A 25,364-nucleotide genomic window follows, 5' to 3' on the forward strand; every position below is an offset into this window, starting at 1 on the left:
ATCGGAGAAGCGGTGGGGCGGGTCTCCGGCCTAGCGTGGGAACAGCGACGAAAACCGTCGCTTTCACGTTGACCCGAGGAGTACGTCATGGCCGCCGCGCTGAAGACGATCATCTACCCCGTGAAGGACCTCGAGCGGGCGAAGGCCCTGTTCAGCGCGCTGCTGGAGGTCGAGCCGTACGCGGACGAGTCGTACTACGTCGGCTTCAAGTCCGCGGGGCAGGACGTCGGACTGGACCCGAACGGGCACGCCAGGGGGATGACCGGGCCGGTGCCGTACTGGCACGTGGACGACATCCGGGCGCGGCTGGCGGCCCTGGTGGCGGCGGGTGCCGAGGTGCTTCAGGACGTCCAGGACGTGGGCGGCGGCAAGCTGATCGCCTTCGTGAAGGACGCGGACGGGAATCTGGTGGGGCTGACCCAGGACCCGACAGCCTGAGGCCTCCCCCCGCGCCACTAGTTGCATAGTCAACTATGGCCGGATCGGTGTTACCGTGCGGGTATGGCATCGAAGACCGTCGACGCCGGGCTCGAGAAGCGGTGGCGGGACATCCTGTCGGTGCACGCGCGCACGATGTGCGAGATCGACCGCGTGCTGCACCCGCACGGCCTGGGTGCGAGCGACTTCGAGGTCCTCGACATCCTCGCCGCCGAGGCACCCGCGCAGGGCGACCTGTGCCGCGTGCAGAACCTCGCCGGACGGGTCCATCTCAGCCAGAGCGCACTCTCCCGCCTCATCGGCCGCCTGGAGAAGGACGGCCTGGTGGAACGCTCCGTGTGCGCCGAGGACCGGCGCGGCGTCTGGGTCGCCCTGACCGCCAAGGGCCGCGAGCTGCACGCGGAGGTGCTGCCGTTGCAGCGGGGCGCGCTGGTGCGGATGCTGGGCGGGCAGGAGGCCGGGCAGTAGGTCGGGGCCCGGGGACTGACAGCCCGACCGGTTTCCTCGTGTGCCGTGCAGGGTGAGTTGTGCGTGGGAGCCCTCCCGGGGATGCTGACTTGTCCTGTGCCACGCGACAAGTCGGGAAGCGGGGGTCGATGGCCGCTGTACGGGGGAGCGACGTCCTGGAGGCGTCGCAGGTTCGGATCCATTCGGCCGCTGGTGCGGTGATCGGCGCGGGGTTCCTCGTCGCCGCCGATGTGGTGTGCACCTGCGCCCATGTCGTCGCCAGGGCACTCGGGGTGCCGGACACCGCGGAGGGCGCGCCCGAGGGGCAGGTGGACCTCGACTTTCCGCTGCTGGGCGGTCGCCCCCGGGCGCGGGCCGGCGTGGTGTCGTGGCGGCGCGACGGGGCGGACGTGGCGCTGCTGCGGCTCGAAACGGTGGTCGGGGGAGCCCGTCCGGCGCCGCTCGTCGACGGGACCGGCGTATGAGGGCACCCGTTCCGAGCGCTGGGCTACCCGGCCGGCTCGACCACGGCGTGTGGGCGTCGGGCGCCTTACGCGCCGGGCAGGGCCTGGGCTGGTTACAGATCGAGGCACAGGAGCCGGGGCCGCGCATCGCGGAGGGGTTCAGCGGGGCACCCGTGTGGGACGAGACGCAGGACGGCGTCGTCGGCATGATGGTCGCGGCGCACCGGGGCGAGCCCACCGCGTATCTGGTGCCGTCGGCCGATCTGGTCGACGAGGGGACGCTGCGGCCACGCTGCCCGTTCAAAGGGCTCGCGGCGTTCACTGAGGACGACGCGGAGTTCTTCCACGGCCGCGACAGCGAGATCGCCCGCTTGGAGGCGGCCGTGCGCAGGCGGCCGGTGACGCTGGTGGTGGGTCCCTCGGGATGCGGTAAGTCCTCCCTCGTACGGGCAGGGGTGCTGCCCCGGTTACGGGCCGAGGGCATGAGCGTGTCCGAGCTGCGGCCCGGGGGGTGCGGGCGGTCGCCGTACTCGCCCGGGCACTGACCGCAGTCCTGGAGCCGGGGCTCGGCGAGGTCGAACGGCTCACCAGAGCCGAGGAGTTGGCGGGGCTCCTGGAGACCGGCGCCGACGTGCCCGCCGAGTTGCGCGGCCGGGTCCTCTCCCGCGGAAAAGGCAGCGGGCACGTCCTCTTCGTCGACCAGCTCGAGGAGTACGCGGGCGTCGATCCCGCCGCCGCCCGGGATCTGTTCACGCTGCTCGCCGCCCTGGCGGGCAACGACGGTGCGGCCGTGCTGCGGGTCGTCGCCACCGCGCGGCCCGACTCCCTCGGTGTGCTGGTGACGTCCGGCACGTCCGACCTCGTGAGCGAGGCCGTGGAGTTCCTCGCGGTTCTGGCCGCACAGGACTTGGAGCGGGCGGTGACGGCGCCCGTCGACGCCGTGCCGGGGCTGTGGTTCGAGCCGGGGCTGCCGGAGCGGATCGTCGTGGATGTGGGTGACGAACCCGGGCGGATGCCACTGGTTCAGTTCGCCCTGACCGAGCTGTGGAAGCGCCGTACCCGCTCGATGCTCACCCACGCCGCCTACGACGACCTGGGCGGCGTCGCGGGCGCTCTCGTCGGCTACGCGGACGACGCCTTCGCCCCGCTGACGCAGTCCCAACGGGACTGTGCCCGGCGGCTCTTCGTCCAGCTGGCCCGGCCCGGCGACGGTGGCACCTCCTTCGCCCGCAGGCCCACCCGCGCCGCCGACCTCGCCCCGGAACTCCTCGCTCTGACAAGGGACTTGGCCCCCGGCAAGCTCGTCGTCCTCTCCCGCGCCCCCGGGTGGTGCCGAGGGAGAGGAGATCGTCGATCTCGCGCACGAGGCGCTGACCGAGCTCTGGCCGCGCCTGAGGCGCTGGCTCGTCGACTCCCGCGACTTCCGCTCATGGCAGGAACAACTTCGGGCCGACCTGCACCGCTGGCAGCTACAACTCCGCGAACCCGGTCGCCTGTTGAACGGCACCGACCTGGCCGACTCTGTACCGGTCGTACTCAGCGCGGGACTTGGGCGACAGTGTGCCCCTCGACGAGGTCGTGGCGGGGGCGAAGGAACTCGACGGTGTGACTGAGCTGCGGGGTGGCGAAGTGAACAGTGTCGCCGCGCTGCAGGGCAGCGAGATTGTTCTGCTGACGGTGGACGGCAGACTCGCCCGCGTCGACGCCGCCGACGCGTCCGTGCGCACCCGACCCTTCCTCGTCCACCCCGCACCGAACTGGGTCGGCACCGGCCTCTCCAACGGGTCCGTCGCGAGGAGCCAGCTCATCGCCCGCCCGGGGCACCTCGGACAAGTCCCCGCAGTCACCAGCACGGGAGCCCGGACCGGCGAGATCCTACTGTGGGATGTCCGGGCTCCCCGACGCGTCAAAGCACTGACCGTGTCTGCCCTCAGCCTGCCGGCCGGCTTCTCCCATTTCACCACCGGGCCGGTGGCCTTCGACGAGGACGGCTCGCATCTCGCCGCGAAGAACACCGACGGGCAGGTGCGTGTGTGGGACGTCGACCGCGGGAAAGCGCTCGACCGCGGCGCGCCCCAAGCGGCCAACGACATCCTGGTCGGGTTCGGTCCCGGCGGCAGCGTCGTCACGCACCGATACGGCAAGTATCACGTCCTGATCTACGACCCGGGCGACGGTGCCTGCTACCCCCTGCCGGTCGCGGGCGGCCTGGACTGGTTCGCGGGCTTCGTGCGTGGACACCGCCTGACCGTCGACACCGGCCGCCTGCACCAGACCTTCGATCTGCGCCCCGACGTCCAGTTCCGCACCCTGTGCGCCGCTGCAGCACGCGACTACACCAAAGCCGAGCGCAAGCTGCTGCCGGACGGGGCCCCGTCGGAACCGCCGTGCGCGTGACAGGCAGCGTACGGACGCCCTTCTGGTCCGTGCGTCCAGTACAACCGCCAAGTAGGAGCCCGCCGCCCGCCACCCGGCGCTGCTCGCACCGAGGCGGCGGTGGGCCGACGACGGAAGGCCGTGAGGCCCCCGCGCTCACCGCGCCAGCAGCGTCCGTACGCCCTCGGAGGTAAGGGTCAGGCTGTGGTTGTTGGCCGCGTCGATGGTGAGTGAGAGGTCGCCGGACGGCCACTGCGAGGCGAGGGCGCCGAGGGGTACCAGGCGGTAGCGGGAGACGTACGGCAGCAGCTCGGCCATCTCGACCTCGGAGGTGAACACGGGCACCATCACCTCCCCGCCCGGCTGTTCCAGTACGGGCAGCGCGACCGCTCCGGGGTCGGTGGCGTCCTCCTCACGGGCGTCGTCGGGCACCGGCACGAGCACCTCGCTGTGGGCGAGCGTGTCCAGCGCCAGCGTGTCCTCGGTGTTGCGGGCCAGTGCGTCCAGCGCCTGCTGGGCGGGGGTGGCGGCGTGGTCGTTGGCGGGTGTCTCCATGGCAGGTCCCCTGGTAGCGAGCGGTGTGGTCCCGCCGGCGTGATCTGACCGGACGGGGTCTGGCCTCGCGTACCCGACCCCGACGCAAGCCAATCCTCCGCACGGCGGGGAATCGTGATCAGACGCGATCGGAGACGGCGAGCCGTGCCGGGCGAGGTGACCGACCGGGGCGTTTGACCGCGTGGCCGATGATGACCGTCTCCACGCCGTCCACGCCCAGGCCACCGAGGTCCCGGGTGATGAACCGGTACAGGTGATCGAGGTCCCGCACCCAGACGGCCGCCTGGAGATTGGCCGTGCCGGTGGTGGCGAAGGCGCCGTGGACGGCAGGGTGGGTGGCCAGGGTGCGGCCGACCGGGTCCAGGCGGTCGGGCGCGACGCGCATCAGGACGTTCGCGTCGATGGACAGCCCGAGCCGCTGCGGATCGACCACGACCTGGGTGCGCAGGCGGCCCGTGTCCGCGAGCCGGGCGATGCGGCGCCGCACGGTGGAGTCCGGGTGGCCGGTGCGCGCGGCGACCGCGGCCGCCGGGGCCCTGGCGTCGTCCTCCAGGGCGGCGAGGATGTCGCGGTCCACCTCGTCCGACGCACCCAGTGTGTCGCCCCGTCCAGGGGTGAGCGCCACGCGTTCCGCGTCGCTCAGGACGCCGTGCCGCCAGTCGGACGCCTCGGCGAAGACGTGCAGGATCGTGTCCGCAATCACCGAGGTGACGGCACGGGTGGCGGGCAGCTCCCGGAAGACCAGGTGGTCTCGGGTTCCGGGCCGGGTCAACGAGACGGCGAGGATCTCGTCACCGGACGCCGAGACGTCGATGAAGGGGATGTCCGGACGCGCCGCCAGAGCGGCCGTGAGGGCGTCCAGCTTGCCTCCGAGCACCCGGATCCGCAGGAGCATCGCACCGACCGGGTCGGGCCGCGCCGGCAGGGCGATCACCCGGCACACCCCTTCCGCCGCCAGGGCCTGCCAGCGCCGGTGCACCGTGCGCGCGCTCATGCCGAGCACCTCGCCGGCCCGCTCGGCGGTCAGCCTTCCGTCGCACTGCAACGCGCCGATCAGCCGCTGGTCGCGCTCGTCGAGTACATGATCCGCCATTCGGTCCGCCATGAACGGCAGTATCGCTCACTTCGGCGGCCCGGAATGCCGCCACCTGGGCATCCCCGCCGAGGATCAGGGCGTACACCAGCGCACCCAGGGAGACCGAGATGACGTGCCAGGACCTGCTCACCACCATGGCCGACACCGCTCACGAGGTCGGCGAACTGCTGCTGGCCACGCCCCGGCCGGCCCCCGCGGTCACCTTCGACGAACTCGCCGCCTCCTTCGCCGCGGTGGAGACCCCGGGCGACGCCGTGGTGCGGCGGCGGCTGGGGGCGCTGCGGCCCGGTGCCGCCTGGGCGGAGGAACTGGACAGCCTGGCCGCGTTGCCGTCGGACGGCGAGGTGTGGATCGTGGACATCGTGGACGGAGCGGTGCAGTTCCTGCAGGGGCTGCCGCACTTCTGCGTCAGCCTGGCGCTGGTCCGCGACGGCGAGCCGGTGGCGGCTGTGCTGCACGCCCCGCTGCTGAAGGAGACGTACACAGCCGCCCGGGGGCACGGGGCCGCTCGCAACGGCCTGCCAGTCACCCCGTCGGCGAAGACGGACCTGGCCGCGGCCGTCCTCGCCACCAGCCAGCCGCCGTTCGTCGCCCGGCAGCCTCAGGTCGCCGAGCAGGCCGGGCGGTCGCTGTCCGCCGTACTGCCCCACGTGGCCGCCGTACGCAATCTCGGGCCCACCTCCTGGCAGATCGCCGACACGGCCGCCGGACGCCTCGACGGCTTCTGGGAGTACGGCCGTGACGACACCAACCTCCTGCCCGGCGCCCTGGTCGCCCAGGAGGCGGGTGCCGTGGTCACCGACGCCGACGGCGAGCCCTGGCGGGCCGGCCGCGACAGTTTCCTCGTCGCGGGGGAAGCGCTGCACAAGCGCCTGCTGGACGTGCTCGCGGTGCGCGGTACGGCCGTGCCCTTCCCGCACCGGCCCGCATCTGCCTAGCGTGCGTCCATGGATCAGCGAGAGCCGCCGTCCGTACGGCACTTCGACCACTGCCCCTGGCTGTTCGCCGCGGAGGCCACCGAGGAACAGCGGGAGGAGCAGTGGGAGGTGCAGCGGGCGATCGGTGGTGACAGCGAGGTGGGTGAGCGGTGTTACGTCGCCGGGTCCGCCGCGGTGTTCCCGGACCGGCTGCGGCTCGGGGACGACTCGTACATCGCCGCCCACGCCTATGTCACCGGGGAGTTGACCACGGGTGCGCACTGCACGCTCAACCCGTTCGCCACGGTGCGCGGCACGGTCGTACTGGGCGACGGTGTACGGATCGGCGCGCACAGTTCGCTGCTGGGCTTCAACCACTCGATGTCCCCCGACCGGCCGGTCTTCCAGCAGCCGCTCACCAGCCGAGGCATCAAGGTCGGCGACGACGTGTGGGTCGGCTCGAACGTGATCGTCGTGGACGGCGTGACCATCGGAGACCACTGCGTCATCGGCGCGGGAGCGGTCGTCACGAAGGATCTGCCGCCTTGGACGGTGGCGGCCGGTAATCCGGCACGGCGGCTACGAGACCGGCGGGACGAGGCAGGCGGTGGGGCACAGGGTAGGACGGGGAACGGCACGACGAACGGGGCGGGGAGCGCGGCGGGCCGTGCCGCAGGGGACCTGCCACTGGACCGCTTCGCGAACCGCGCCCGCGACCAGGCCGACGACGTCCTCGCCCGCTGCTGGGACGGCGAGGGCTACCTCGACCGGCCCGGGGTCGCACCCACCCTCCGGGCGCACTGCGACGCCGTGGAGATCGCCGACCTGCTGCTGGGCCGCGCGCCGGAGCAGTTGACCTCCGCAGAGCACGTCGAGCGACTGCGATCGGCCCAGGACCCGATCACCGGACTCGTGCCCGAACTCGGGGAACGGCCGCCCACGGTGGACGCCGACGGCTTCCTCGGCGAGGGTGCCGCGCTCTATCACGTCCTCTCCGTCGGCTACGCCCTCGACCTGCTGGGCGCCTCATTCCCCCACCCGGTGCACGGGGTACGGGAGATGACTGTGCGTCAGCTGATCGAGCGGCTGGACGGACTGCCGTGGCGCGAGGGAGCGTGGGGTGCGGGCGCCTGGATCGACGCCTGGGCCACGGCTGCCCACTGGAATCTGCGGCACGCGCAGACCGAGACGGCGACGGAAGGTGTGCGGCCGGGCACCTTGGAAGCGTTGTTCGGCTGGCTCCTGACCCGTGCCGACCCCGAAACCGGGATGTGGGGCTCGCCCTCCCCCCGCACCGGTCGGCTCCAGGTCGTCAACGGCTACTACCGGCTCACGCGCGGCTCGTTCGCCCAGTACGGCCTGCCGGTCCCGCATCCGGAGCGGGTCGTGGACATCGTTCTGGCCCACGCCCGCGACAGTCGCCACTTCGGCGCGGGGCAGGAGAACGCCTGCAACGTGCTGGACGTGGCCCACCCCCTGTGGCTGTGCACCCGGCAGCTCGGGACGGGCGGCGGCTACCGTACGGCCGAGATTCACGCCTGGGCCGAACGGCAGTTGACCACGCTCCTGCCCCGCTGGCAGGACGGCCGGGGCTTCGGCTTCGGCCCCGGCGGGTCGGGGCCCGGCCCGGAACCGGGGTTGCAGGGCACGGAGATGTGGCTGGCCATCGTCTGGTACCTGGCCGACCTGCTGGGCCTCTCCGACGAGCTGGGCTGTCGGCCACGCGGTGTTCACCGCCCCGAGCCGGCCACGGGAGTCTCCGGCTCTGACTGACACTCCGTCATGGTCCGCCCGGGCATGGCAGGTTCGCGCAGGGTCCGGAACAGCAACCAGCTCAGTACGGGCATCAGGACCAGCGGCGTCAGCGCCGTGCCCACGGACGTCGCGTCGGCGAGGGCTCCGACGAGGGGGCTGGTCAGGCCGCCGACGCTGACGGTGAGGCCGAGGGTGATGCCCGCGGCGGTTCCGACCCGGGAGGGCAAGTAGTCCTGGCCGAGCGTGACCTGGAGGGAGAAGGGCACGTAGAGGCCGGCGGAGGCCAGGGCGAGGAAGAGGTAGAGCGCGGGGCCGGGGACGGCCACGATCCCGGCGACCGCGACGGCCGTCGCCGGGTACGACCAGCGGCACACGGTCACCCGGTCCCAGCGGTCCGCCAGCCTGCCGCCGAGCAGCGAACCCACCGCGCCACCGAGATAGAGCACCAGGAGTGCCGCGGTGCCCGCCGCCCTGCTGCCGCCCATGCGCTGCTCGGCGAGGAGGGAGACGAACGTACTCAGGCCGACGAACACGACGGACCGGCAGACCACCGCGAGCGCCAGCCGCACGAACGACGCCCGGTCGTCGCCCCGGGCCGGTGTCGCCGCGTCGGCGCGGGCGTCTTCGAGGGCTTTCCGCCCGCGCGTGACGGGCAAGCAGAGCACGCTGCCGACGAGGGCCGGCACCACCAGTAGCGGCGACAGCCGCAGGCCTCCGGTGGCGACGACCGCGTAGACCAGCACCGGCGCCAGGGCGAAGCCGATGTTGCCGCCCAGGGAGAACCAGCTCATCGCGCTGTGACTGCCGCGCGAGGCGAGCCGTGCGACGCGGGCGGACTCGGGGTGGTAGGCGGCCACACCCAGCCCCGACACCGCCACGCAGGCGAGCGTGAGCCCGTAGGACCCGCTCACGCCGCTCAACGCGATGCCGACCCCGCCGAGCAGGGTGCTCAGCGGCAACAGCCAGGGCATCGCCCGGTGGTCGGTCAACAGGCCGAACACCGGCTGGGCGACGGAGGACAGCACGGACGCGGCGAGGACGACGCCGGACGCGGCGGCGTAGCCGTAGCCGCGCTCGGCGACGAGGAAGGGCACGAGCGCGGCCACCGCGCCCTGGTAGACGTCGACGCAGGCGTGTCCGACGGAGAGCAGGAGGATCGACTTGTTTCTCGGCACGTCACCATCGTCGGCAGCACGCGATTGTCGTGCTTCCAATAAACTGCCATCCAATGACGCAGATCCGCCACGAGCCGGTCGCGCCGACCCGGACCCAGAGGATGGCGACCGGCGCGCAGATCGACGCCCACCGGCACGACGACGACCAGATCGTGTACGCCGGGCGCGGAGTGCTGACCGTGACCACCAGCACAGGCACCTGGGTGGCACCGGCCACCCGCGCCATCTGGGTCCCGGCCGGCACGGTCCACGCCCATCAGGCCCACGGCGAACTCGAGTTGCATCTGGTGGGCCTGCCCGCGGACGACAACCCACTCGGGCTCGGTGAGCCGACCGTCCTGGCCGTCGGCCCGCTGCTGCGCGAGCTGCTCCTCGCCTACACGCGTGCCCCGCTCGACGAGAGTCCGGAGCGCGCACGGCTGCGGGCCGTCCTGCTCGACCAGTTGCGCACCTCGCCGCAGCAACCGCTGCACCTGCCCACGCCCACCGCCCCACGCCTGCGGGACCTCTGCGACCTGCTGCACGCCGACCCCGCCGACAACCGCACGCTTGCCGCCCTGGCCCGGCAGGTCGGCGCCAGTGAACGCACCCTGTCCCGGCTCTTCCGGGCCGACCTCGGCATGACCTTCCCACAGTGGCGCACGCAACTGCGGCTGCAGCAGGCCCTGGTGCTCCTCGCCGAGGGCACCCCGGTCACCACCGTGGCGCACCGCTGCGGCTGGGCGTCGGCCAGCGCGTTCATCGACGTCTTCCGCCGGACATTCGGACACACGCCGGGGGCGTACCAGGGCCGTCGGTCCTGATCCGGCCGGAACTCCCGACCGTCTTCCGGCGTTGACCCGGGTACGGCCGCCGGAGTCGTGTGGACGCGAGGGGAGTTCGAGGCGTGGCGAGGATCATCGTCATCGGGGGCGGCACGGCGGGTACGGCGGCCGGACTGGCCCTGCACAAGGCGGGGTTCGAGGTCACCGTGCACGAGGCGCATCCCACCGCCGCCGAGGACATCGGCGCGTTCCTCACGCTGGCGAGCAACGGAATCCGGGCCCTGGCGCAGATCGACGCCTTGGACGCGGTCACCGCGATCGGCTTCCCGCTGGCCACGCTGCGTGTGCTCGACGGCACGGGCGCCGAGCTGGCGAACCGGCCGCTCACCGGGGCAGAGTCCGACGACGCGCTTCTCCGGTACCGGTGCCTGCGCCGGGGCGAGCTCAACGCCGCCCTGCAGACGGAGGCCGTACGCAGGGGCGTCGACCTCCGGCACGGCGCCCGGCTCGTCTCCGTCGAGGAGGGCCCGGACGCCGTCACCGCCCACTTCGCGGACGGCGGCACCACGACGGGTGACCTCCTCGTCGGCGCCGACGGTCTGCACTCCACGGTGCGCCGGTCGTTCGCCCCGGCCGCCCGGCCCGTGTACGCCGGCGAGCAGGTTTTCTACGGCTACACCACCGAGGCGCCTGCGACGCAGGAGACCGGGCGCATCACCCTGGTGCGGGGCAGCGCCGCCGCCTTCGGATACGCGGTGAGTCCGGCCGGGGAGACGTACTGGTTCGCCCGTGTGACGGGCGAACCGCTGCCGCCCGAGGAGCTCGCGAAGGGCACGCCGGACCGCTGGCGCGATCTGCTCGTGCCGCTCCTGCGCGAGGACGCCACTCCGGCCGCGGGGATCGTGGCGGACACCGCCGACCGCCTGATGGTCACCCACGCCACCGAGATGCCCCTCGGCGCTCCCTGGCGCGCCGGACGGACTCTGATCATCGGTGATGCCGCGCACGCCGCCTCACCGGCGACGGGACAGGGCGCGTCGATGGCCCTGGAGGACGCCGTCGTCCTGGCCAAGGCCCTCCGGGACGCGCCGGACATCGAGCGGGCCCTGACGGCCTACGAGGCGCTGCGCCGCCCGCGCGTCGAGCACAACATCGCCGTCAGCGGACAGATCTCCCGCCGCGACGACGCCCGTCCAGGCCCGGCCACTCCCCCGCCCACGGACGACGAGCTGCTCCGGCACCTGGACTGGGACGCTGACGTCTGGGCCCAGGCGTGACATCCACTCACCCCAGCGGATCGTCCAGCGGCACCTGCCGCACCCCCGGCAGGATGTCGTCGAGTTCGCCTGGTTCGAAGCGGCACATGCCGATCGCGTGCCAGAACTCGCCGGTGACGTCGCCCTCGTACTTGTAGCCGCCGGACGGCGAGAGCGCGGCCCAGCCGCCCGGCATGCCGACCAGCGTGGCGCGCAGCTCGGCCGGGGCGTCCGCGGGGACGTTCCACAGCCGTACGGTGCCGTCCTCGCCGCCGCTGGCGAGGAGGGAGCCGTCGGGGCTGAAGGCGACCGCGAGCACGCGGCCGGTGTGACCGGTGAGGGCGGCGGTCTCCCGGCCGGTGCGGACGTCCCACAGGCGGACCGTCCGGTCGTCGCCGGCTGTCGCCAGGAGGGGGCGCAGGGGGTGGGCCGCGGCCGTCCAGAGCTTGCCGGTGTGGCCGGTCAGCCGGTGCAGGACCGCGCCGTCCTTCCAGATCACCGCCCGCCCGTCCCAGGAGGCGCTGGCCAGCCAGGAACCGTCGGGCGCGAAGGCCACGGCGTACACGCGGTCGGTGTGTCCGTCGAGTACGGCGGTGATCCGGTGATCGCCTATGTCCCAGATCCGCACCCTCCGGTCGTCGCAGCCGGTCGCGAGGACCGCGCCGTCGGAGCGGAAGTCGATGGAACGGACCCTCCCGTAGTGCTCGTCGACGGTGGCGACGTGCGCGCCGGTGGCCCGGTACCACAGCCGTACGGTGTCGTCGTCGTTGGCGGTGGCGAGCAGTTCGCCGTCGGCACTGAAGGCCTCGGCCCACACGTGTTCCGTCTCGACGTCCATCTCCCGCTGGTACTCACCGGTGGCGGCGTTCCACAGGTACAGGTCGCCGTCGCTGCTCGCGGTGGCCAGGTGGGTGCCGCCCGCGGGGCTGAACACGGCCGAGACCAGGCGGTCGCTGTGGCCGGTCAGTTCGCGGAGCCTGCGCCCGGAGGCGGCGTGCCAGAGGCGGACGACGCCGTCGTTGCCGCCGGCCGCGAGCAGGGAGCCGTCGGCGCTGAAGGAGAGGGTGCCGATGCGCCGGCCGTGGCCGCGCAGAATGCGTCGGCCCTGCCCGGTGGCGGGGTCCCAGAGCCGTACGACGCCGTCGTTGCCGCCGGTCACGAGCAGCGAGCCGGTCTCCGGGGCGGGTGTGTCGCCGTGCGGGCGGAACTTGCAGACCCAGACCGAGCCACGGTGCTCTGAGGGCTGCCGGCTGAGCGGCACGGCCGCGGGCGGGCCGCCGGGGGCCCGGTCGGCCGCCGGTTCGACGCGCCACAGCCGGACGACTCCGGCGCTGTCCCCGGCGGCGAGCAGGGTCCCCTCGGGGTCGAACAGCACCTGGTACACGGCGCCGCGGCAGCCGCCGAGCAGCCCGGCCGAGCCTCCGGCGGCGAGGTCCCACAGCCGTACCTCCCCCTCGGTGTCGCCGCTCACCAGGAGGCGGCCGCCGGGGTGGAAGTCCAGGGTGTAGACGCGGCCCGCGTGTCCGGCGAACTCATGCAGCACCCGCCGCTCGGCGATGTCCCACACCCGGACCGTGCCGGACCTCCCGTCGCCCATGTCCCCGGTGGCCAGCCGAGTGCCGTCGGGGCTGAACCGGGCCCGGAACACCGCTCCCCGGTGCCCCTCCAGTTCACCGAGAAGCCGTCCGGTGCCGATGTCCCACAGCCGTACGGCGGCGGAGGCGTCGCCGGTGACCAGGGTGGTGTCGTCCGGCCCGAAGGTCACCGTGTAGACGGGGGCGGAATGGCCGTGCAACCGGTGCAGCGGCGTGCCGGAGGCCGCGTCCCAGAGGGTGACCACACCGTCGGCGTCACCGGTCGCCAGCAGGGAGCCGCCGGCGTCGAGGACGACCGGCCAGACGCCGGACGGGTGGACCGGCAGGCGGTGCCGGCACTGGCCGGAGACCGGGTCCCACAGTCGTACGGTCCCGTCGGCGCTGCCGGTCGCGAGCACCCGGTCGCGGAACTTGACCGCGTACACCCGGCCGGTGTGGCCCTCCAGGGTGCGCAGGGGGACGCCGGTGACGGCATCGCAGACCAGCACACCGCCGTCCTCGCTGCCCACGGCGAGGAGTTCGCCGTCCGGGCTGTAGGAGATCGGCTCGGGCAGCCGGCTGGTGCGCATGTCGAAGCCGTACGGCACGCCGACCGCGGAGGGCCGGAAGCCGGAGTCGACAGACATCCCGGGGGCCGTCGCGGCGGCCGCCAGCTCCGGAGTGCCCCGCAGGGTGGATCCTGTGGTCGCCGAGACGAGTGCCGCCCGCCGCCAGCGGCCGCCCTCGACGCGCGCGCCGGTCAGGTCGGTGCGGATCAGCCGGGACCGCCGCAGGTCCGCGCCGCGCAGGTCGGCCCCCGTGAGGTCGGCACCGTCGAGCCGTGCGCCGGTCAGCCGGGCCTGCCGCAGCACGGCGCCGGAGAGGTTCGCGCCGATCAGCCGGGCGTCGGTGAGGTCGGCGCGGGTGAGGTCGACGCCGGAGAAGTCGCGGTACGACAGGTCCTCACCGGCGAGGGCCGCGCCCCGCAGGTCGGTGTGGGCGGGCACGCGCAGCCGGGAGAGGATCTTCACCGCGTTGGCGCGGGCGACCTCAGCGCTGCCGGAGTCCCCGGCACTCAGCATCTGTTCGGCCCACTGCTGGCAGGCGCGGTGGTCGGCGAGGTCGCACAGGAACTCCACGGCCAGTCTGCTGAGTTGGCGCCTGCCGAGCAGTGCGGTGTCCCCGGCGGCCAGCCGCACCGCGCACTCGCGGGCGATGAGCCACTCCACGACCGAGCCGTGGATGAAGCGGAACAGGCCGTCCTCGGTGCGGACCAGCAAGGTGCCGGAGCCGACGGCGTGCGCGGTCTGCGGCACCGAGAGGCGACTGTCCGCGAGCCCGGTCAACGTCTCGGCGACGTCCGTGAGTTCGTCGAGGCGCAGCGAGTCCTGGCCGCTCTCCCACAGGCGCAGGGCGAGCGCGGTGACCGCGTTCCACAGCTGGTCCAGGTCGAGTCCGGGTGCCCGTCCGGTGGTGCCGCGTTCCTCCTCGAAGCGGAGCCAGGCGGTGAGCACCTCCTGGTAGAGCCCGGCGGGGCTGAGCGCACGCCCCGCTCCGGCGACCGCGCGCAGTTGGTCGTCGTCGAGGTCGGCGACGAAGCCGAGCAGCCGGGGGTTGCGGCACAGGGCGTGCAGGTCGGGGATGGCGTCGAGGAGGCGCACCCGGCGGTCGGCGGCGCGTTCGTCGCCGTCGTAGCGGTTGACCAGGTAGGCGCGGATCTGCTGGGGCGTGAACTCCTGGACCGCCAGCACCCGGCGCTGCGGGAGCATGCCGACGCGTTCGCCGAGCGCGGTCAGTACCTGGCCCTGGGAGCGGAAGTGCTGGGTGCGGCAGCTGACGACGATCTTGGCGCTGTCGACGGCGGAGTCCAGCAACACCTGGAGACGTTCGGTGGCGCGGTCGTAGGTGACCTGGTTGACGAGTTCGTCGAAGCCGTCGAAGAGCAGCACGATCCGGCCCTGCTGGAGCATGTACCGGAAGGCGCGCAGGTCGATGTTGTCGACGCCGTGGGCGGCGAGGTGGGCGGCGACCAGTCCCTCGAAGGAGTAGGCCCGGTCCAGCGCGTGCAGTTCCACCAACAGTGGGACCACGTACGGAAGTTCGGTGGGGATGCGGCGGGCCAGCTCGCGCAGGGCGAAGGTCTTGCCATGTCCGAAGTCGCCGAGCAGCAGCAGGAACCGGCCCTGGTCGGAGTCGAGCAGCCGGAGCATGCCGTCGACCAGTCCGTCCCGGTCCTCGGCGTCCAGGCGTTCCACCTCGCGGTATCGCTGCGGGAGGTACATGCCCGGTGGGTAGCGAGGGTCGGTGCGCAGTCGCTCGCTCTGCGCGGCGACGTAGCCCCGCAGGTCGAGCAGGCCCTGGAACTCGGTGAAGCTGCGGACCCGGATGCTCCTGCGGCGGCCCAGGTCACGCACGTCACGGGCGGGCGGGGGGCCGTCGTGGACGAATTCGGCCTCTGTCTCGGAGTCCGCGGCGTGCAGGACGGCCGCGAGGCGTTCGACGTCCTCGGTGGTGGGGGTGCCGATGTGCACGGCCACCCGCTGCTGGCGGACGTAGTCCGACTCGCTCCAGGTGACCAGCAGTTGAGGAATCGGGTCGGTCACAGCCCGGATCTGGGCGCCCTCGCGGCGGGTCCGGCAGACCTCCGCGACCCGGGCGAGCAGGACCTCGGCCGGGGACTGCACGGCGCGCGGCTCGGGCTCCGGCGTGGGGACGGCGTCCGGGTCGGCCGGAGCCGAGGGATCGGTCGGAGTGCGGTTCGCCGGGTCCTCCGGTCCGGGGCGGAAGAGCCGGTGGGCGCGCCGCCACTCGACCCGGCGTCGCCGGGGTTCGCCGGGGCCGTCCCAGTCCGCCAGCCCGTCCCGGCTGATGCACAGCAGCCGGTGCCGGCCGGGTCCGGCGGCGCCGAGCACCTGCACCTCGCCGGACGAGGTGGCCAGCACGGGTGGCGTGCCCGGGCCGGCCGGGCCGTGCAGCAGGAGGTGCAGCCGGGGCGCGGTCAGCCGGGTCAGTACGTCGGTGTCGCGCAGCGGTGCGGCGGCGTCCGGGACTCCGCCGCGCGCCGGGCCGGTCGTGCGCGCGGTGCCGAGCGGATGGCGCAGGGCGCCGAGGCGCAGCCATCCCTCGTCCTCGTACGGGCGCAGTGCCTGGGCGAACCAGGCGGCCTGTTCGGGGCCGACCATGCCGTACTGGTCGTCGAGGCGGTGGCTGTAGGCCATCGAGGAGTTCAACCCGGCGACGACGGTGTGGAGTTCGGGCACGGGGAACAGGGTCCAGGGCTGGTCGCTGTCGTAGACGGCGTCGAGGCCCTGGTAGAGCTCCTGGAAGAGCCGGGCGTAGTGGCGCCACTTGGGCCAGTACGGCGGCCGGGGCGGCAACTCGTCGGCCTCGCAGGTGCTGAAGTAGGCCCGGCAGGCGGCCTGGTTGACGTCCCGGCCGCCGGGGACGAGGGCGACGCGGTGCGGTTCGAGGCCCAGCAGGGCCCGCATCCCGGTGAGGAAGGCCAGCGCCTGTTCGAACTCCCGGGGGCTGCCGGAGGCGGTCAGGTCGCCGGTGACCACCAGCAGGTCGGGCGCGGGGGCGCCGGAGTCGGTGAGTTCGACCAGGTCGCCCCAGATCGCCGCCTGTAACTCGGCGGGATCCTGGCCGCGTCCGAAGGCGGGCCCGGCCAGGTGCAGCACGGTCACCGCCTCGCGGGCGCCGGCGTCCGGGGAGACCCTCGGGTACACCGGCGGAGCCGCCGGCCTGCGGCGTCCGGCCCAGCCGGGGCGGCCCAGTGGTCGGCCGGGCGGCGGGGCGGCGGGCGTCGTCGGGGCGGGCGGTGCCGGGTAGCCGTTGCCGCCCGGGTAGCCGGGGTGCAGGCTGGGCCGGGCGCGGCCGTCGAGTGCCTGGCGGACCCGGGTGAGGAGCAGGTCCCGGGCGGCCGACGCGTCGGTGACCGGGACCAGGTCGACGTAGGTGATGGTGGCGAGCAGGCCCTCCACCGGGATGTCCTCGACGCGTACGGTGAGCAGTCGGCGCTCGGGGGCGTCGGGGTCGGCCCGGAACGCTGCCTGCCACTCCATTCGGCCGTAACGGGAGCGTTCGTAGTTGCGGGAGAGTACGGCGATCACGGCGGCCGACTCGCTGACCCCGCGGTCCATGAAGTCCACGAAGTTGGTGCCGGGCACGAAATCCCACGCCTGCAGGACCGTGCGGTAGCCCGCCTCCTCCAGGGTCCAGGCGATCCAGGACGCCCAGCGTTCGTCGGCGGGTGAGTAGCTGACGAAGAAGTCCAATGGCCCGGTGTCCCCCGGGGCGATCTGACGAGCCACCATCCACCCATGATGCATGGAGTCTGCGGCGACTCATACGGTTTCTCCAGCCACTCCGAGCAGGCCCTGGTCACAGCGGGGCACGGATGTGCGACGCTTCCACCCGTGCGTGTCTTACTGCGTCTGCATGTGCTGGACCGGGTGGCGATCGGGCTGCTGGCGACCGGACTCGTGTGCGTGGCCTCGGGGTTGCTGCCCACCGGGTCCGCGGCCGACGCGATGACCCGGATCGCCCCGCTCCTCGCGTTCTTGGGCACGGTGATCGTGCTGGCCGAACTCACCAGCAGGGCCGAGGTGTTCGACGTGGTGGCGGCTCGCGTGGCGCGGGCCGGGCGGGGCAGTTACGCGGCGCTGTTCCTGCTCTGCGTGGCCTTCGCCTCCGTCACCACCATCGCGCTCAACCTCGACACCACCGCCGTACTGCTGACGCCGGTGATGCTGGCGCTCGCCTCCCGGGTGGGCATCGCGGCCGTGCCCTTGGCGATGACCACGGTGTGGCTGGCCAACACGGCGAGCCTGCTGCTGCCCGTCTCCAACCTCACGAACCTGCTGGCCGCGGACCGGGTCGCGCTGTCCCCGCTGGGGCTCGCGGGCCGGATGTGGGCGCCGCAACTGGCGGCCGTCGGGGTGACCATGGCGTGCCTGTGGGTGTTCTACTGGCGGCGCGGACGGCGGGGGGACGGTCTGCCGGGTGCCGGGCGGGCCGGGGGGACGGACGCCGGTGCGGGCGTGCCCAGTCGCGTCGGCGCCCGGTCCGGTGGGCCCGGTGCCGCCCGCGCCGACGACGTACGGGCCGGGAGGGCCGACCGCTACCCGCCGCCCGAGGTGCACCGGCCCGCGGACCCGGTGCTGTTCCGGGCGTGCGGCCTGGCCTGCGCCGGCTTCCTGCTCGCGATCCTGGTCGCCGATGTGGAGTTGTGGATCGCGTCGGCGACGGCCGCGGCTGTCGCCGTGGCGGCGTTCGCGGTGCGCCGCAGGTCGGTGCTGCGGTTGTCGCTGGTGCCGTGGCGGCTGCTGGTGATGGTGCCTGGGATGTTCCTGGTGGTGGAGACGGTCAACGCCAACGGACTGCACGACCTGCTCGCCACCGCGGTCGGCCACGACGGCGGCCCGTGGGGCCTGTTCCGCGCGGCGGCGGTCGGCGGCGGACTGTCGAACGTCCTCAACAACCTCCCCGTCTACCTGGCCGGTGAGGCGGCCGTCCCGCTCGGCAACCACGACCAGCTCCTCGCGCTCCTCATCGGCACCAACGTGGGCCCCGTGGTGACCCCGTGGGCCTCCCTGGCGACGCTGCTGTGGTACGAGCGGTGCCACGCCTACGGGGTACGGGTGCCGGTGGCCCGTCTGATGGGGACGGGCGCGGTGCTGGCCGTCGCCGCGGTGACGGCGTCGGTGGTGGCGCTGGCGTTGACCGGGTAGGCGGCGTCACGGAGGCGGCGCTACGAGGGCCGGATGAGGCCGGACACCGCCACCGAGTCCAGGAGGTACGGCAGCACCTCCGCACGTCCCGCGACGAAGGAGCGCCGGGTGTCCGGCCCGGAGAAACCGCCGCCGAACTCCCCGCCGTCCAGGTGCCGTACGGTCATGCCCGCCTCACGGGCCAGCAGTGCCCCGGCCGGCAGGTCGATCGCCTCCGCCCGGTAGCCCACGAACCCGTCGATGTCGCCGCGGGCCAGCATGGCCCAGCTCAGCAGTGGGGCCCACAGCTGGAGCAGTCGCCGGGAGCGGACCTCCAGGGTGTGCCGCAGGGCTCGGGCCCGGGGGTCGTCGCGGGGTACGGCGTGCCCCTGGGTCCAGGCCAGCAGCGGTCCCGCGGGCGGCAGCGGGCGGGGGGCGCCGGTCGCGGTGAGTCTCCCGAGCGGCCCGTGCGCGCCGCCGCCGCGCAGCGCCGACCAGGTGCGGGCGTTCACCGGGTCGTGCACGACACCGACGACCGGCGCCTCGTCGACGCACAGGGCGATGCCCACCACGTAGACGGGCAGCCCGATCACCACGTTGTTGCTGCCGTCGAGCGGATCCACCAGCCAGGTGCGGCCGTTGTCGTCGCCACTCAGCTCCCCCGACTCCTCGGCGAGGATCCGGTCGTGCGGGAAGCGTTGCCGGATGCGGTGCACCACGAGGCGCTCGGCCTGCACGTCCAGGTCGGTGACGACATCGCCGCGTTCGCCCTTGGGGCGGGCGGCACAGCCGTCCGGGAGGCGGGACCGCAGCAATGCTCCGGCCTCCTCGGCGGCCGTCACCGCGGTACGGCACTCGGGGGTGAAGTCAGGCAGGGGGTTCGGGCTCGGGTTCATGGATCCTCCTGACCGCGGCCCGAGCGATCCGGGCGGTCTGGGCCGCGTCGCACATGCTGCGGACCACCCGGTGGCCCGGGGCCCCCAGGGGGCCCAGGGAGAGGTCGGCCCGGCCGGGCAGGGTCAGCCCCAGCACCAGGGTGGCGGCCGGGCGGCCGTCCGGTACCACGGTGGTGTGGAACTCGCCGGCGGGGAGGGCGTAGGTCTGGCCGCGTGAACTCGTCTGTTCGGTGCCGGGCAGGCAGCGCACCAGCCGCTCGGTGGGCCGCAGTTCGTCCACTCCGGAGGGGTCGCTGTGCACCTCGAAGACGCGGTGGGTGGGGCGCCGGGTCTCGTCGCGGATCCCCATCCGCCGGTTGCCGAGCCGCCCGTAGAGCACCGTACTTGTCAGGTCCCAGCTGTGGCAGTGGACTTGGTGGCCCGTCTGTACCGTGTCGGCGGGGCCGAAGACGTGCACGCAGACTCCCCGGGGCCCGTCGCGCAGGACAGGCAGGCAGACGAACCCCAGGGGGTGGCGTACCGCGCGCAGGGTGCGGCGGCCCGAGACGACCTGTTCGAGTTCCGATGCGGCGTGACGCATCAGCTCGCCGGCGGCCCCGCGCCGGGCGGCCCGTTCCAGGGCCGGGTAGTCCATCGTCGTCCCCCTCGCCCCACTGGCGCTCACCCGCGGTAGGGGTCCTGCGCGCGCAGCGCCTTGTCGATGATGTCGCCGACGTCCCGGTCGGTGAAACTCGTCGGCAGCGGCAGACCGAGCCGGTCGAAGAGGCGTCTGGCCTCGTCGACGGTCGGCTCGTCGCTCAGCGGCGTCGACTCCCGCAGGTCGAGCTTGACCGCCTGCTCGCGGCTCTGGTGCAACTCGGTGACGTAGTAGTCGTAGAGCGGGCGGCCGCGCTCCACGTACAGGCTCACGCGGCGCGGGTCGTCCTGGGTGATGATGAGTCCGGCATCCGACAGGTCGAAGCGCAGGGTCGGCGCCACCGAGGAGAGGTGCACGTCGACCTCCAGGGTGTCCAGCCGCTGCCGGTGCCAGGCGGCGGCGAGGACGGTGGCGTACGCCTCCTTGCGGGTGCGCTCGGTGGTCCACTCGCCGAGGGCCCCGCCGTCGGGCCGGTGGCCGAAGGTGCGCCGGAAGCGCGCGTAGGCGGCGCACACCCGGTCGTCGGCCGGGTTCACGATGTCGATCTTCATGCTCAGGGACCGGCGGCCCCGCTGGGCCTCGATGACGCACTCGGGCAGGGTGACGGCCCGCAGGTAGGTGCCGGTGCCGCCCTTGTACACCCAGCGGGCGGTGTTGCGGCGGGCGTGCTCGTGCGCGAGGCCGACCTCCGCGCCGGCCAGGGTGCGCACCATGGCCAGGTCCTCGATCGCCCGGTTCGTCCCGGCGGTCGCGGTACGGATGTCGGCCAGTCGGCGTCGGCGCTCGGTCAGTGATCCGAAGACCAGCGTGGCCAGGACCAGCAGGGTGGCGCCGGAGACGACGTTGTCGTTGAAGTTCGGGCCCAGCACCTCCAGCAGGCCGATGACCAGGGCGGCACCGATGGCGACGACACCGTCCGCGTTCCTGACCGCCCAGGCGATCGAGTCCTCCAGCCGACGCCCGGACGACTGCGGTGTGTTGCGCGTCACGTCCCACCCTCCCCCGACGGCGACCTCCATGGTAGGAGGAACGGCGTCCGGCGGCCACGGTGCGTCCATCACCCTCAACTCCGGTTGAGGGATGCCGTGTTGAGGCCGTGAGCGACCGGCGAACCCGAAGGCCCGCGCACCGTACCGATCAGCCCGTAAGACACCGCTTGAATGATCGAAATCGCCTGTGGTTATCATCTGAGCACCGCCTAGCTCGAAAGATAATCCTGTGACTGTCAACGAGGACTCGTTCACCAACTGGAAGACTCGCGAGGAGATCGCGGAGTCGATGATCCCGATGATCGGGAAGCTGCACCGCGAGCGGGACGTCACGGTCCTGCTGCACAGCCGCTCCCTGGTGAACAAGTCGGTGGTCAGCATCCTCAAGGCCCACCGATTCGCCCGGCAGATCGCCGGCGAGGAGCTCTCGGTCACCGAGACGCTGCCCTTCCTGCAGGCCCTCACCGCGCTCGACCTGGGGCCCTCCCAGATCGACCTCGGCATGCTCGCCGCGACGTACAAGACCGATGACCGCGGTCTGTCGGTGGCGGAGTTCACCGCCGAAGCCGTCGCCGGCGCCACCGGGGCGAACAAGATCGAGCGCCGCGAGGGACGCGACGTCGTCCTCTACGGCTTCGGCCGCATCGGCCGCCTGGTGGCCCGCCTGCTCATCGAGAAGGCCGGCTCCGGCAACGGCCTGCGGCTGCGCGCCATCGTCGTGCGCGGCGGCGGGCGGGCCTCCGAGGACCTCGTGAAGCGCGCCTCGCTGCTGCGCCGCGACTCCATCCACGGTCAGTTCCAGGGCACGATCACCGTTGACGAGGCGACCAGCACGATCAACGCCAACGGCAACGAGATCAAGGTGATCTACGCGGGCGACCCGTCGGAGGTCGACTACACGGCGTACGGCATCAAGGACGCCATCCTCATCGACAACACGGGCAAGTGGCGTGACCGTGAGGGCCTGTCGGAGCACCTGCGCCCCGGTATCGCCAAGGTCGTCCTGACCGCGCCGGGCAAGGGCGACGTCCCCAACATCGTGCACGGCGTCAACCACGACACGATCAAGCCGGACGAGCAGATCCTGTCCTGCGCCTCCTGCACCACCAACGCGATCGTCCCGCCGCTGAAGGCCATGGCGGACGAGTACGGCGTGCTGCGCGGCCACGTGGAGACCGTCCACTCGTTCACCAACGACCAGAACCTGCTGGACAACTACCACAAGGCCGACCGTCGCGGCCGCTCGGCGCCGCTGAACATGGTGATCACCGAGACCGGTGCCGCCTCCGCCGTGGCGAAGGCGCTGCCCGACCTCAAGGCGCCGATCACCGGCAGCTCGATCCGCGTCCCGGTCCCGGACGTCTCGATCGCGATTCTCAGCCTGCGGCTCGGCCGCGAGACCACCCGCGAGGACGTCCTCGACTACCTCCGGGGCGTGTCGCTGACCTCGCCGCTCAAGCGCCAGATCGACTTCACCACCGCCCCCGACGCCGTCTCCAGCGACTTCATCGGCTCGCGCCACGCCTCGATCATCGACGCGGGCGCCACCAAGGTCGACGGCGACAACGCGATCCTCTACCTCTGGTACGACAACGAGTTCGGCTACTCCTGCCAGGTCATCCGCGTCGTCCAGCACGTCTCCGGCGTCGAGTACCCGACGTACCCGGCCCCGGCGGTCTGATCCCCGCGCCGGCGGGCGGGGCGAGGATCTCTCGCCCCGCCCGCCGGTGGTCAGCCGTCCCAGCTCCAGTCCGCGACCTCGGGGAGGTCGGTGCCGTGGGCGCGGATCCAGTCGTGGTGGCGCAGTCGGGTGTCCTCCATCCGTTGCCGTACGGCGGCCGCGCGCACGGCGAGGCCGGGGACGCGGTCGATGACGTCCATGACGAGGCGGTAGCGGTCGAGGTCGTTGACGACGACCATGTCGAACGGGGTCGTCGTGGTGCCGATCTCCCGGTAGCCGCGCACATGCAGGTTGGCGTGACCGGCGCGCTGGTAGGCCAGGCGGTGGATCAGCCAGGGGTAGCCGTGATAGGCGAAGACGACCGGCTTGTCGGTGGTGAACAGGCCGTCGTACTCGAAGTCGCTCATCCCGTGCGGGTGTTCCCCGGCCGGCATCAGGCGGGCGATGTCGACGACGTTCACGACCCGCACCGCCAGCTCGGGCAGATGTCGGCGCAGCAACTGCGCGGCGGCCAGGATCTCCTGGGTGGGGACGTCGCCCGCGCAGGCGAGCACCACGTCCGGTTCACGGGTGCCGTCCTCGGTGCCGGCCCAGTCCCAGACACCGGCGCCGCGCGCGCAGTGGACCTTGGCCTGTTCCATGGACAGCCAGTCGAAGCAGGGCTGTTTCCCGGCCACGATCACGTTGACGTAGTCGCGGCTGCGCAGCGCGTGGTCGGCCACCGACAGCAGGGTGTTGGCGTCCGGCGGCAGATAGACCCGTACGGCCTCGGGGCTCTTGTTCAGGATGTGGTCGACGAAGCCGGGGTCCTGGTGGGAGAAGCCGTTGTGGTCCTGGCGCCAGACGTGTGAGGTCAGCAGGTAGTTGAGGGAGGCGATGGGCGCCCTCCAGGGCAACTCCCGTGTCACGTGCAGCCACTTGATGTGCTGGTTGACCATGGAGTCGACGATGTGCGCGAACGCCTCGTAGCAGGAGAACAGTCCGTGCCGCCCGGTCAGCAGGTAGCCCTCCAGCCAGCCCTGGCAGGTGTGTTCGGAGAGGATCTCCATGACGCGGCCGTGCCGGTCGAGTCCCTCGTCCACGTCGAGCGTCTCGGCCTGCCAGGCCTTGCCGCTGGCCGCGTAGACGGCCGCCAGCCGGTTGGAGGCGGTCTCGTCGGGGCCGACGAGGCGGAAGTCGCGGCGCTCGGTGGTGGCCCGCATGACGTGTTCGAGCAAATCACCCAGGACACGGGTCGGTTCATGCACGGTGGCGCCCGGCTTGTCGACGGGGACGGCGTACCGCTCCAGGGGTGGCAGGGGCAGTTCGCGCAGCAGGAGACCGCCGTTGGCGTGCGGGGTGGCGCCGAGACGCGCGGTGCCCTCGGGAACGCAGGCGAGTACCTGTTCGCGGGGGCGGCCGTGGGCGTCGAAGAGCTCGTCGGGCCGGTACGAGCGCAGCCATTCCTCGAGCTGGCGCAGGTGCTCGGGGTTGTCTCGGACGGCGGACAGCGGAACCTGGTGCGCACGCCAGGTGCCCTCCACGGGCAGGCCGTCGACCTCGGCGGGGCCGGTCCAGCCTTTCGGGGTGCGCAGCACGATCATCGGCCAGCGGGGGCGTTCGGTGGCGCCCTCCTCGCGGGCGGCCCGTTGCAGGGCGGCGATGCGGTCCAGGGCGGTGTCCAGCGCGGCTGCCATGGCCCTGTGCACGGTCGCGGGGTCGTCGCCGGTGACATGGATCGGGTCGTGGCCGTAGCCCTTGAGGAGGGAGTCCAGCTCGGGCTCGGGGAGGCGGGCGAGGACCGTCGGGTTGGCGATCTTGTAGCCGTTGAGGTGGAGGATCGGCAGGACGGCGCCGTCGTGGACGGGGTCGAGGAACTTGTTGGAGTGCCAGGACGCGGCCAGCGGTCCGGTCTCCGCCTCGCCGTCGCCGATCACGCAGGCGACCAGCAGGTCCGGGTTGTCGAGGGCGGCCCCGTAGGCGTGCGAGAGCGCGTAGCCCAGTTCGCCGCCCTCGTGGATGGAGCCGGGCGTCTCGGGCGCCACGTGGCTGGGCACGCCGCCGGGGAACGAGAACTGCTTGAACAGGCGGGCCATGCCGTCGACGTCGCGCGTGACGTCCGGGTAGGTCTCGGTGTACGAACCCTCCAGCCAGGAGTTGGCCAGTACGGCGGGCCCTCCGTGCCCCGGGCCCCAGACGCACAGGGCGTCCTGGCCGCGGGCCTTGATGACGCGGTTGAGGTGGGTGTGGACCAGGTTCAGACCGGGTGAGGTGCCCCAGTGGCCGAGGAGCCGTGGCTTGACGTGCTCGGGGCGCAGCGGCTCGGCAAGCAGGGGGTTGGCCATCAGGTAGATCTGGCCGACGGACAGGTAGTTCGCGCCGCGCCAATGGGCGTCCAGGGCCCGTAGCTCCTCCTCGGGGAGCCGGGTCGTGGACTCCTGCTGCGTGTCGACGGACATGGAAGGTCCCTTCCGGGTCGGTGTCGTCGGTCTCGTCGGTCTCGTCGGTCTCATCGGTCGGAGGTGTGGCCGGTCCGTGGTCCACCCTCCCCCGGACCGCCGGGTACCCGACAGGGCCGTCCGGGCCACATCCGGCCCCGACCGGACCGTTCGCACCGGCACGGATCGGGGCGGACGCTGGTAGGGACGGCCCGA

19 protein-coding genes and 1 pseudogene are annotated in these 25,364 nt (G+C 72.8%); 12 read left to right on the top strand and 8 right to left on the bottom strand.

Going from position 1 to position 25,364, the window contains the following annotated elements:
- The first annotated feature begins 87 nt into the window (after positions 1-87).
- The 6 genes and pseudogenes from AC067M_RS32450 to AC067M_RS32475 all read left to right on the top strand — a co-directional run bounded on the left by AC067M_RS32450 (position 88) and on the right by AC067M_RS32475 (position 3,746).
- Positions 88-438 (top strand): VOC family protein, encoded by a 351-nt coding sequence (locus AC067M_RS32450; protein WP_478700615.1) that lies wholly within the window; start codon positions 88-90, stop codon positions 436-438.
- A 63-nt stretch (positions 439-501) separates the two neighbouring features.
- Complete coding sequence (locus AC067M_RS32455) at positions 502-906, top strand: MarR family winged helix-turn-helix transcriptional regulator (protein ID WP_478700616.1); 405 nt, start codon at positions 502-504, stop codon at positions 904-906.
- Between the two features lie 128 nt (positions 907-1,034).
- On the top strand, positions 1,035-1,370 hold the full coding sequence (locus tag AC067M_RS32460) for a hypothetical protein (RefSeq protein ID WP_478700617.1): 336 nt from the start codon (positions 1,035-1,037) through the stop codon (positions 1,368-1,370).
- A complete protein-coding gene (locus AC067M_RS32465) occupies positions 1,367-1,894 on the top strand; it encodes an ATP-binding protein (protein ID WP_478700618.1) in 528 nt (175 codons plus the stop codon). The genes AC067M_RS32460 and AC067M_RS32465 overlap by 4 nt, the downstream gene beginning before the upstream one ends.
- Positions 1,861-2,962, top strand: a pseudogene (locus tag AC067M_RS32470) (nSTAND1 domain-containing NTPase). Before AC067M_RS32465 ends, AC067M_RS32470 begins: the two are co-directional and overlap by 34 nt.
- Positions 2,955-3,746 carry a WD40 repeat domain-containing protein gene (locus tag AC067M_RS32475; RefSeq protein WP_478700619.1) on the top strand — a complete coding sequence of 264 codons (792 nt, stop codon included), beginning with the start codon at positions 2,955-2,957 and terminating at the stop codon, positions 3,744-3,746. Before AC067M_RS32470 ends, AC067M_RS32475 begins: the two are co-directional and overlap by 8 nt.
- A 135-nt stretch (positions 3,747-3,881) precedes the next feature.
- Here AC067M_RS32475 and AC067M_RS32480 read toward each other — a convergent pair whose 3' ends face one another.
- Both AC067M_RS32480 and AC067M_RS32485 read right to left on the bottom strand, forming a co-directional pair.
- Positions 3,882-4,280, bottom strand: coding sequence for an SseB family protein (locus AC067M_RS32480; RefSeq protein ID WP_478700620.1), 399 nt, complete (start codon positions 4,278-4,280; stop codon positions 3,882-3,884).
- 118 nt (positions 4,281-4,398) lie between these two features.
- Positions 4,399-5,385: an AsnC family transcriptional regulator gene (locus AC067M_RS32485; protein ID WP_478700621.1), complete on the bottom strand. Its 987-nt coding sequence runs from the start codon at positions 5,383-5,385 to the stop codon at positions 4,399-4,401.
- Positions 5,386-5,483: 98 nt separating this feature from the next.
- Between AC067M_RS32485 and AC067M_RS32490 the strand changes: the two genes are divergently transcribed.
- A complete protein-coding gene (locus AC067M_RS32490) occupies positions 5,484-6,314 on the top strand; it encodes an inositol monophosphatase family protein (RefSeq protein ID WP_478700622.1) in 831 nt (276 codons plus the stop codon).
- A 9-nt stretch (positions 6,315-6,323) separates the two neighbouring features.
- Complete coding sequence (locus AC067M_RS32495) at positions 6,324-8,066, top strand: acyltransferase (protein WP_478700623.1); 1,743 nt, start codon at positions 6,324-6,326, stop codon at positions 8,064-8,066.
- On the opposite strand, the gene AC067M_RS32500 is transcribed toward AC067M_RS32495, so the two are convergent.
- Positions 8,024-9,223: an MFS transporter gene (locus tag AC067M_RS32500; RefSeq protein WP_478700624.1), complete on the bottom strand. Its 1,200-nt coding sequence runs from the start codon at positions 9,221-9,223 to the stop codon at positions 8,024-8,026. The two genes, AC067M_RS32495 and AC067M_RS32500, sit on opposite strands and share 43 nt — an antisense overlap.
- Before the next feature lie 53 nt (positions 9,224-9,276).
- Between AC067M_RS32500 and AC067M_RS32505 the strand changes: the two genes are divergently transcribed.
- Both AC067M_RS32505 and AC067M_RS32510 read left to right on the top strand, forming a co-directional pair.
- The gene (locus AC067M_RS32505) at positions 9,277-10,026 is read left to right on the top strand and encodes a helix-turn-helix transcriptional regulator (RefSeq protein ID WP_478700625.1); all 750 of its coding nucleotides are present in this window, start codon (positions 9,277-9,279) and stop codon (positions 10,024-10,026) included.
- An 83-nt stretch (positions 10,027-10,109) separates the two neighbouring features.
- On the top strand, positions 10,110-11,264 hold the full coding sequence (locus AC067M_RS32510; protein ID WP_478700626.1) for an FAD-dependent monooxygenase: 1,155 nt from the start codon (positions 10,110-10,112) through the stop codon (positions 11,262-11,264).
- A gap of 7 nt (positions 11,265-11,271) precedes the next feature.
- Here AC067M_RS32510 and AC067M_RS32515 read toward each other — a convergent pair whose 3' ends face one another.
- Complete coding sequence (locus tag AC067M_RS32515) at positions 11,272-17,133, bottom strand: WD40 domain-containing protein (protein WP_478700627.1); 5,862 nt, start codon at positions 17,131-17,133, stop codon at positions 11,272-11,274.
- Positions 17,134-17,235: 102 nt separating this feature from the next.
- Here AC067M_RS32515 and AC067M_RS32520 point away from each other — a divergent pair, with 102 nt between their 5' ends.
- Positions 17,236-18,549, top strand: coding sequence for an ArsB/NhaD family transporter (locus tag AC067M_RS32520; RefSeq protein WP_478700628.1), 1,314 nt, complete (start codon positions 17,236-17,238; stop codon positions 18,547-18,549).
- Between the two features lie 20 nt (positions 18,550-18,569).
- On the opposite strand, the gene AC067M_RS32525 is transcribed toward AC067M_RS32520, so the two are convergent.
- From AC067M_RS32525 to AC067M_RS32535, 3 genes are read right to left on the bottom strand one after another with little or no spacing between them, the layout of a single operon-like run.
- Entirely contained in the window at positions 18,570-19,424 is an 855-nt protein-coding gene (locus tag AC067M_RS32525; RefSeq protein ID WP_478700629.1) for an inositol monophosphatase family protein, read from the bottom strand.
- Entirely contained in the window at positions 19,396-20,058 is a 663-nt protein-coding gene (locus tag AC067M_RS32530; protein WP_478700630.1) for a hypothetical protein, read from the bottom strand. The genes AC067M_RS32525 and AC067M_RS32530 overlap by 29 nt, the downstream gene beginning before the upstream one ends.
- 26 nt (positions 20,059-20,084) lie before the next feature.
- The gene (locus tag AC067M_RS32535) at positions 20,085-21,050 is read right to left on the bottom strand and encodes a hypothetical protein (protein WP_478700631.1); all 966 of its coding nucleotides are present in this window, start codon (positions 21,048-21,050) and stop codon (positions 20,085-20,087) included.
- 229 nt (positions 21,051-21,279) lie between these two features.
- On the opposite strand from AC067M_RS32535, the gene AC067M_RS32540 reads away from it, so the two are divergent.
- Positions 21,280-22,731 carry a glyceraldehyde-3-phosphate dehydrogenase gene (locus AC067M_RS32540; protein WP_478700632.1) on the top strand — a complete coding sequence of 484 codons (1,452 nt, stop codon included), beginning with the start codon at positions 21,280-21,282 and terminating at the stop codon, positions 22,729-22,731.
- A gap of 50 nt (positions 22,732-22,781) precedes the next feature.
- Here the strand turns inward: AC067M_RS32540 and AC067M_RS32545 are convergent, their stop codons facing one another.
- Entirely contained in the window at positions 22,782-25,169 is a 2,388-nt protein-coding gene (locus AC067M_RS32545; protein WP_478700633.1) for a phosphoketolase family protein, read from the bottom strand.
- Positions 25,170-25,364 lie beyond the last annotated feature (195 nt).

The sequence above is a fragment of the Streptomyces sp. NPDC043427 genome (assembly GCF_056436655.1).

Excerpts from the sequence above, each read along its gene's own strand:
- AC067M_RS32450 (WP_478700615.1), top strand. The coding sequence starts at position 88 with ATGGCCGCCGCGCTGAAGACGATCATCTACCCCGTGAAGGACCTCGAG.
- AC067M_RS32455 (WP_478700616.1), top strand. The coding sequence starts at position 502 with ATGGCATCGAAGACCGTCGACGCCGGGCTCGAGAAGCGGTGGCGGGAC.
- AC067M_RS32460 (WP_478700617.1), top strand. The coding sequence starts at position 1,035 with ATGGCCGCTGTACGGGGGAGCGACGTCCTGGAGGCGTCGCAGGTTCGG.
- AC067M_RS32465 (WP_478700618.1), top strand. The coding sequence starts at position 1,367 with ATGAGGGCACCCGTTCCGAGCGCTGGGCTACCCGGCCGGCTCGACCAC.
- AC067M_RS32480 (WP_478700620.1), bottom strand. The coding sequence starts at position 4,280 with ATGGAGACACCCGCCAACGACCACGCCGCCACCCCCGCCCAGCAGGCG.
- AC067M_RS32485 (WP_478700621.1), bottom strand. The coding sequence starts at position 5,385 with ATGGCGGACCGAATGGCGGATCATGTACTCGACGAGCGCGACCAGCGG.
- AC067M_RS32490 (WP_478700622.1), top strand. The coding sequence starts at position 5,484 with ATGACGTGCCAGGACCTGCTCACCACCATGGCCGACACCGCTCACGAG.
- AC067M_RS32495 (WP_478700623.1), top strand. The coding sequence starts at position 6,324 with ATGGATCAGCGAGAGCCGCCGTCCGTACGGCACTTCGACCACTGCCCC.
- AC067M_RS32505 (WP_478700625.1), top strand. The coding sequence starts at position 9,277 with ATGACGCAGATCCGCCACGAGCCGGTCGCGCCGACCCGGACCCAGAGG.
- AC067M_RS32515 (WP_478700627.1), bottom strand. The coding sequence starts at position 17,133 with ATGGTGGCTCGTCAGATCGCCCCGGGGGACACCGGGCCATTGGACTTC.
- AC067M_RS32525 (WP_478700629.1), bottom strand. The coding sequence starts at position 19,424 with ATGAACCCGAGCCCGAACCCCCTGCCTGACTTCACCCCCGAGTGCCGT.
- AC067M_RS32530 (WP_478700630.1), bottom strand. The coding sequence starts at position 20,058 with ATGGACTACCCGGCCCTGGAACGGGCCGCCCGGCGCGGGGCCGCCGGC.
- AC067M_RS32545 (WP_478700633.1), bottom strand. The coding sequence starts at position 25,169 with ATGTCCGTCGACACGCAGCAGGAGTCCACGACCCGGCTCCCCGAGGAG.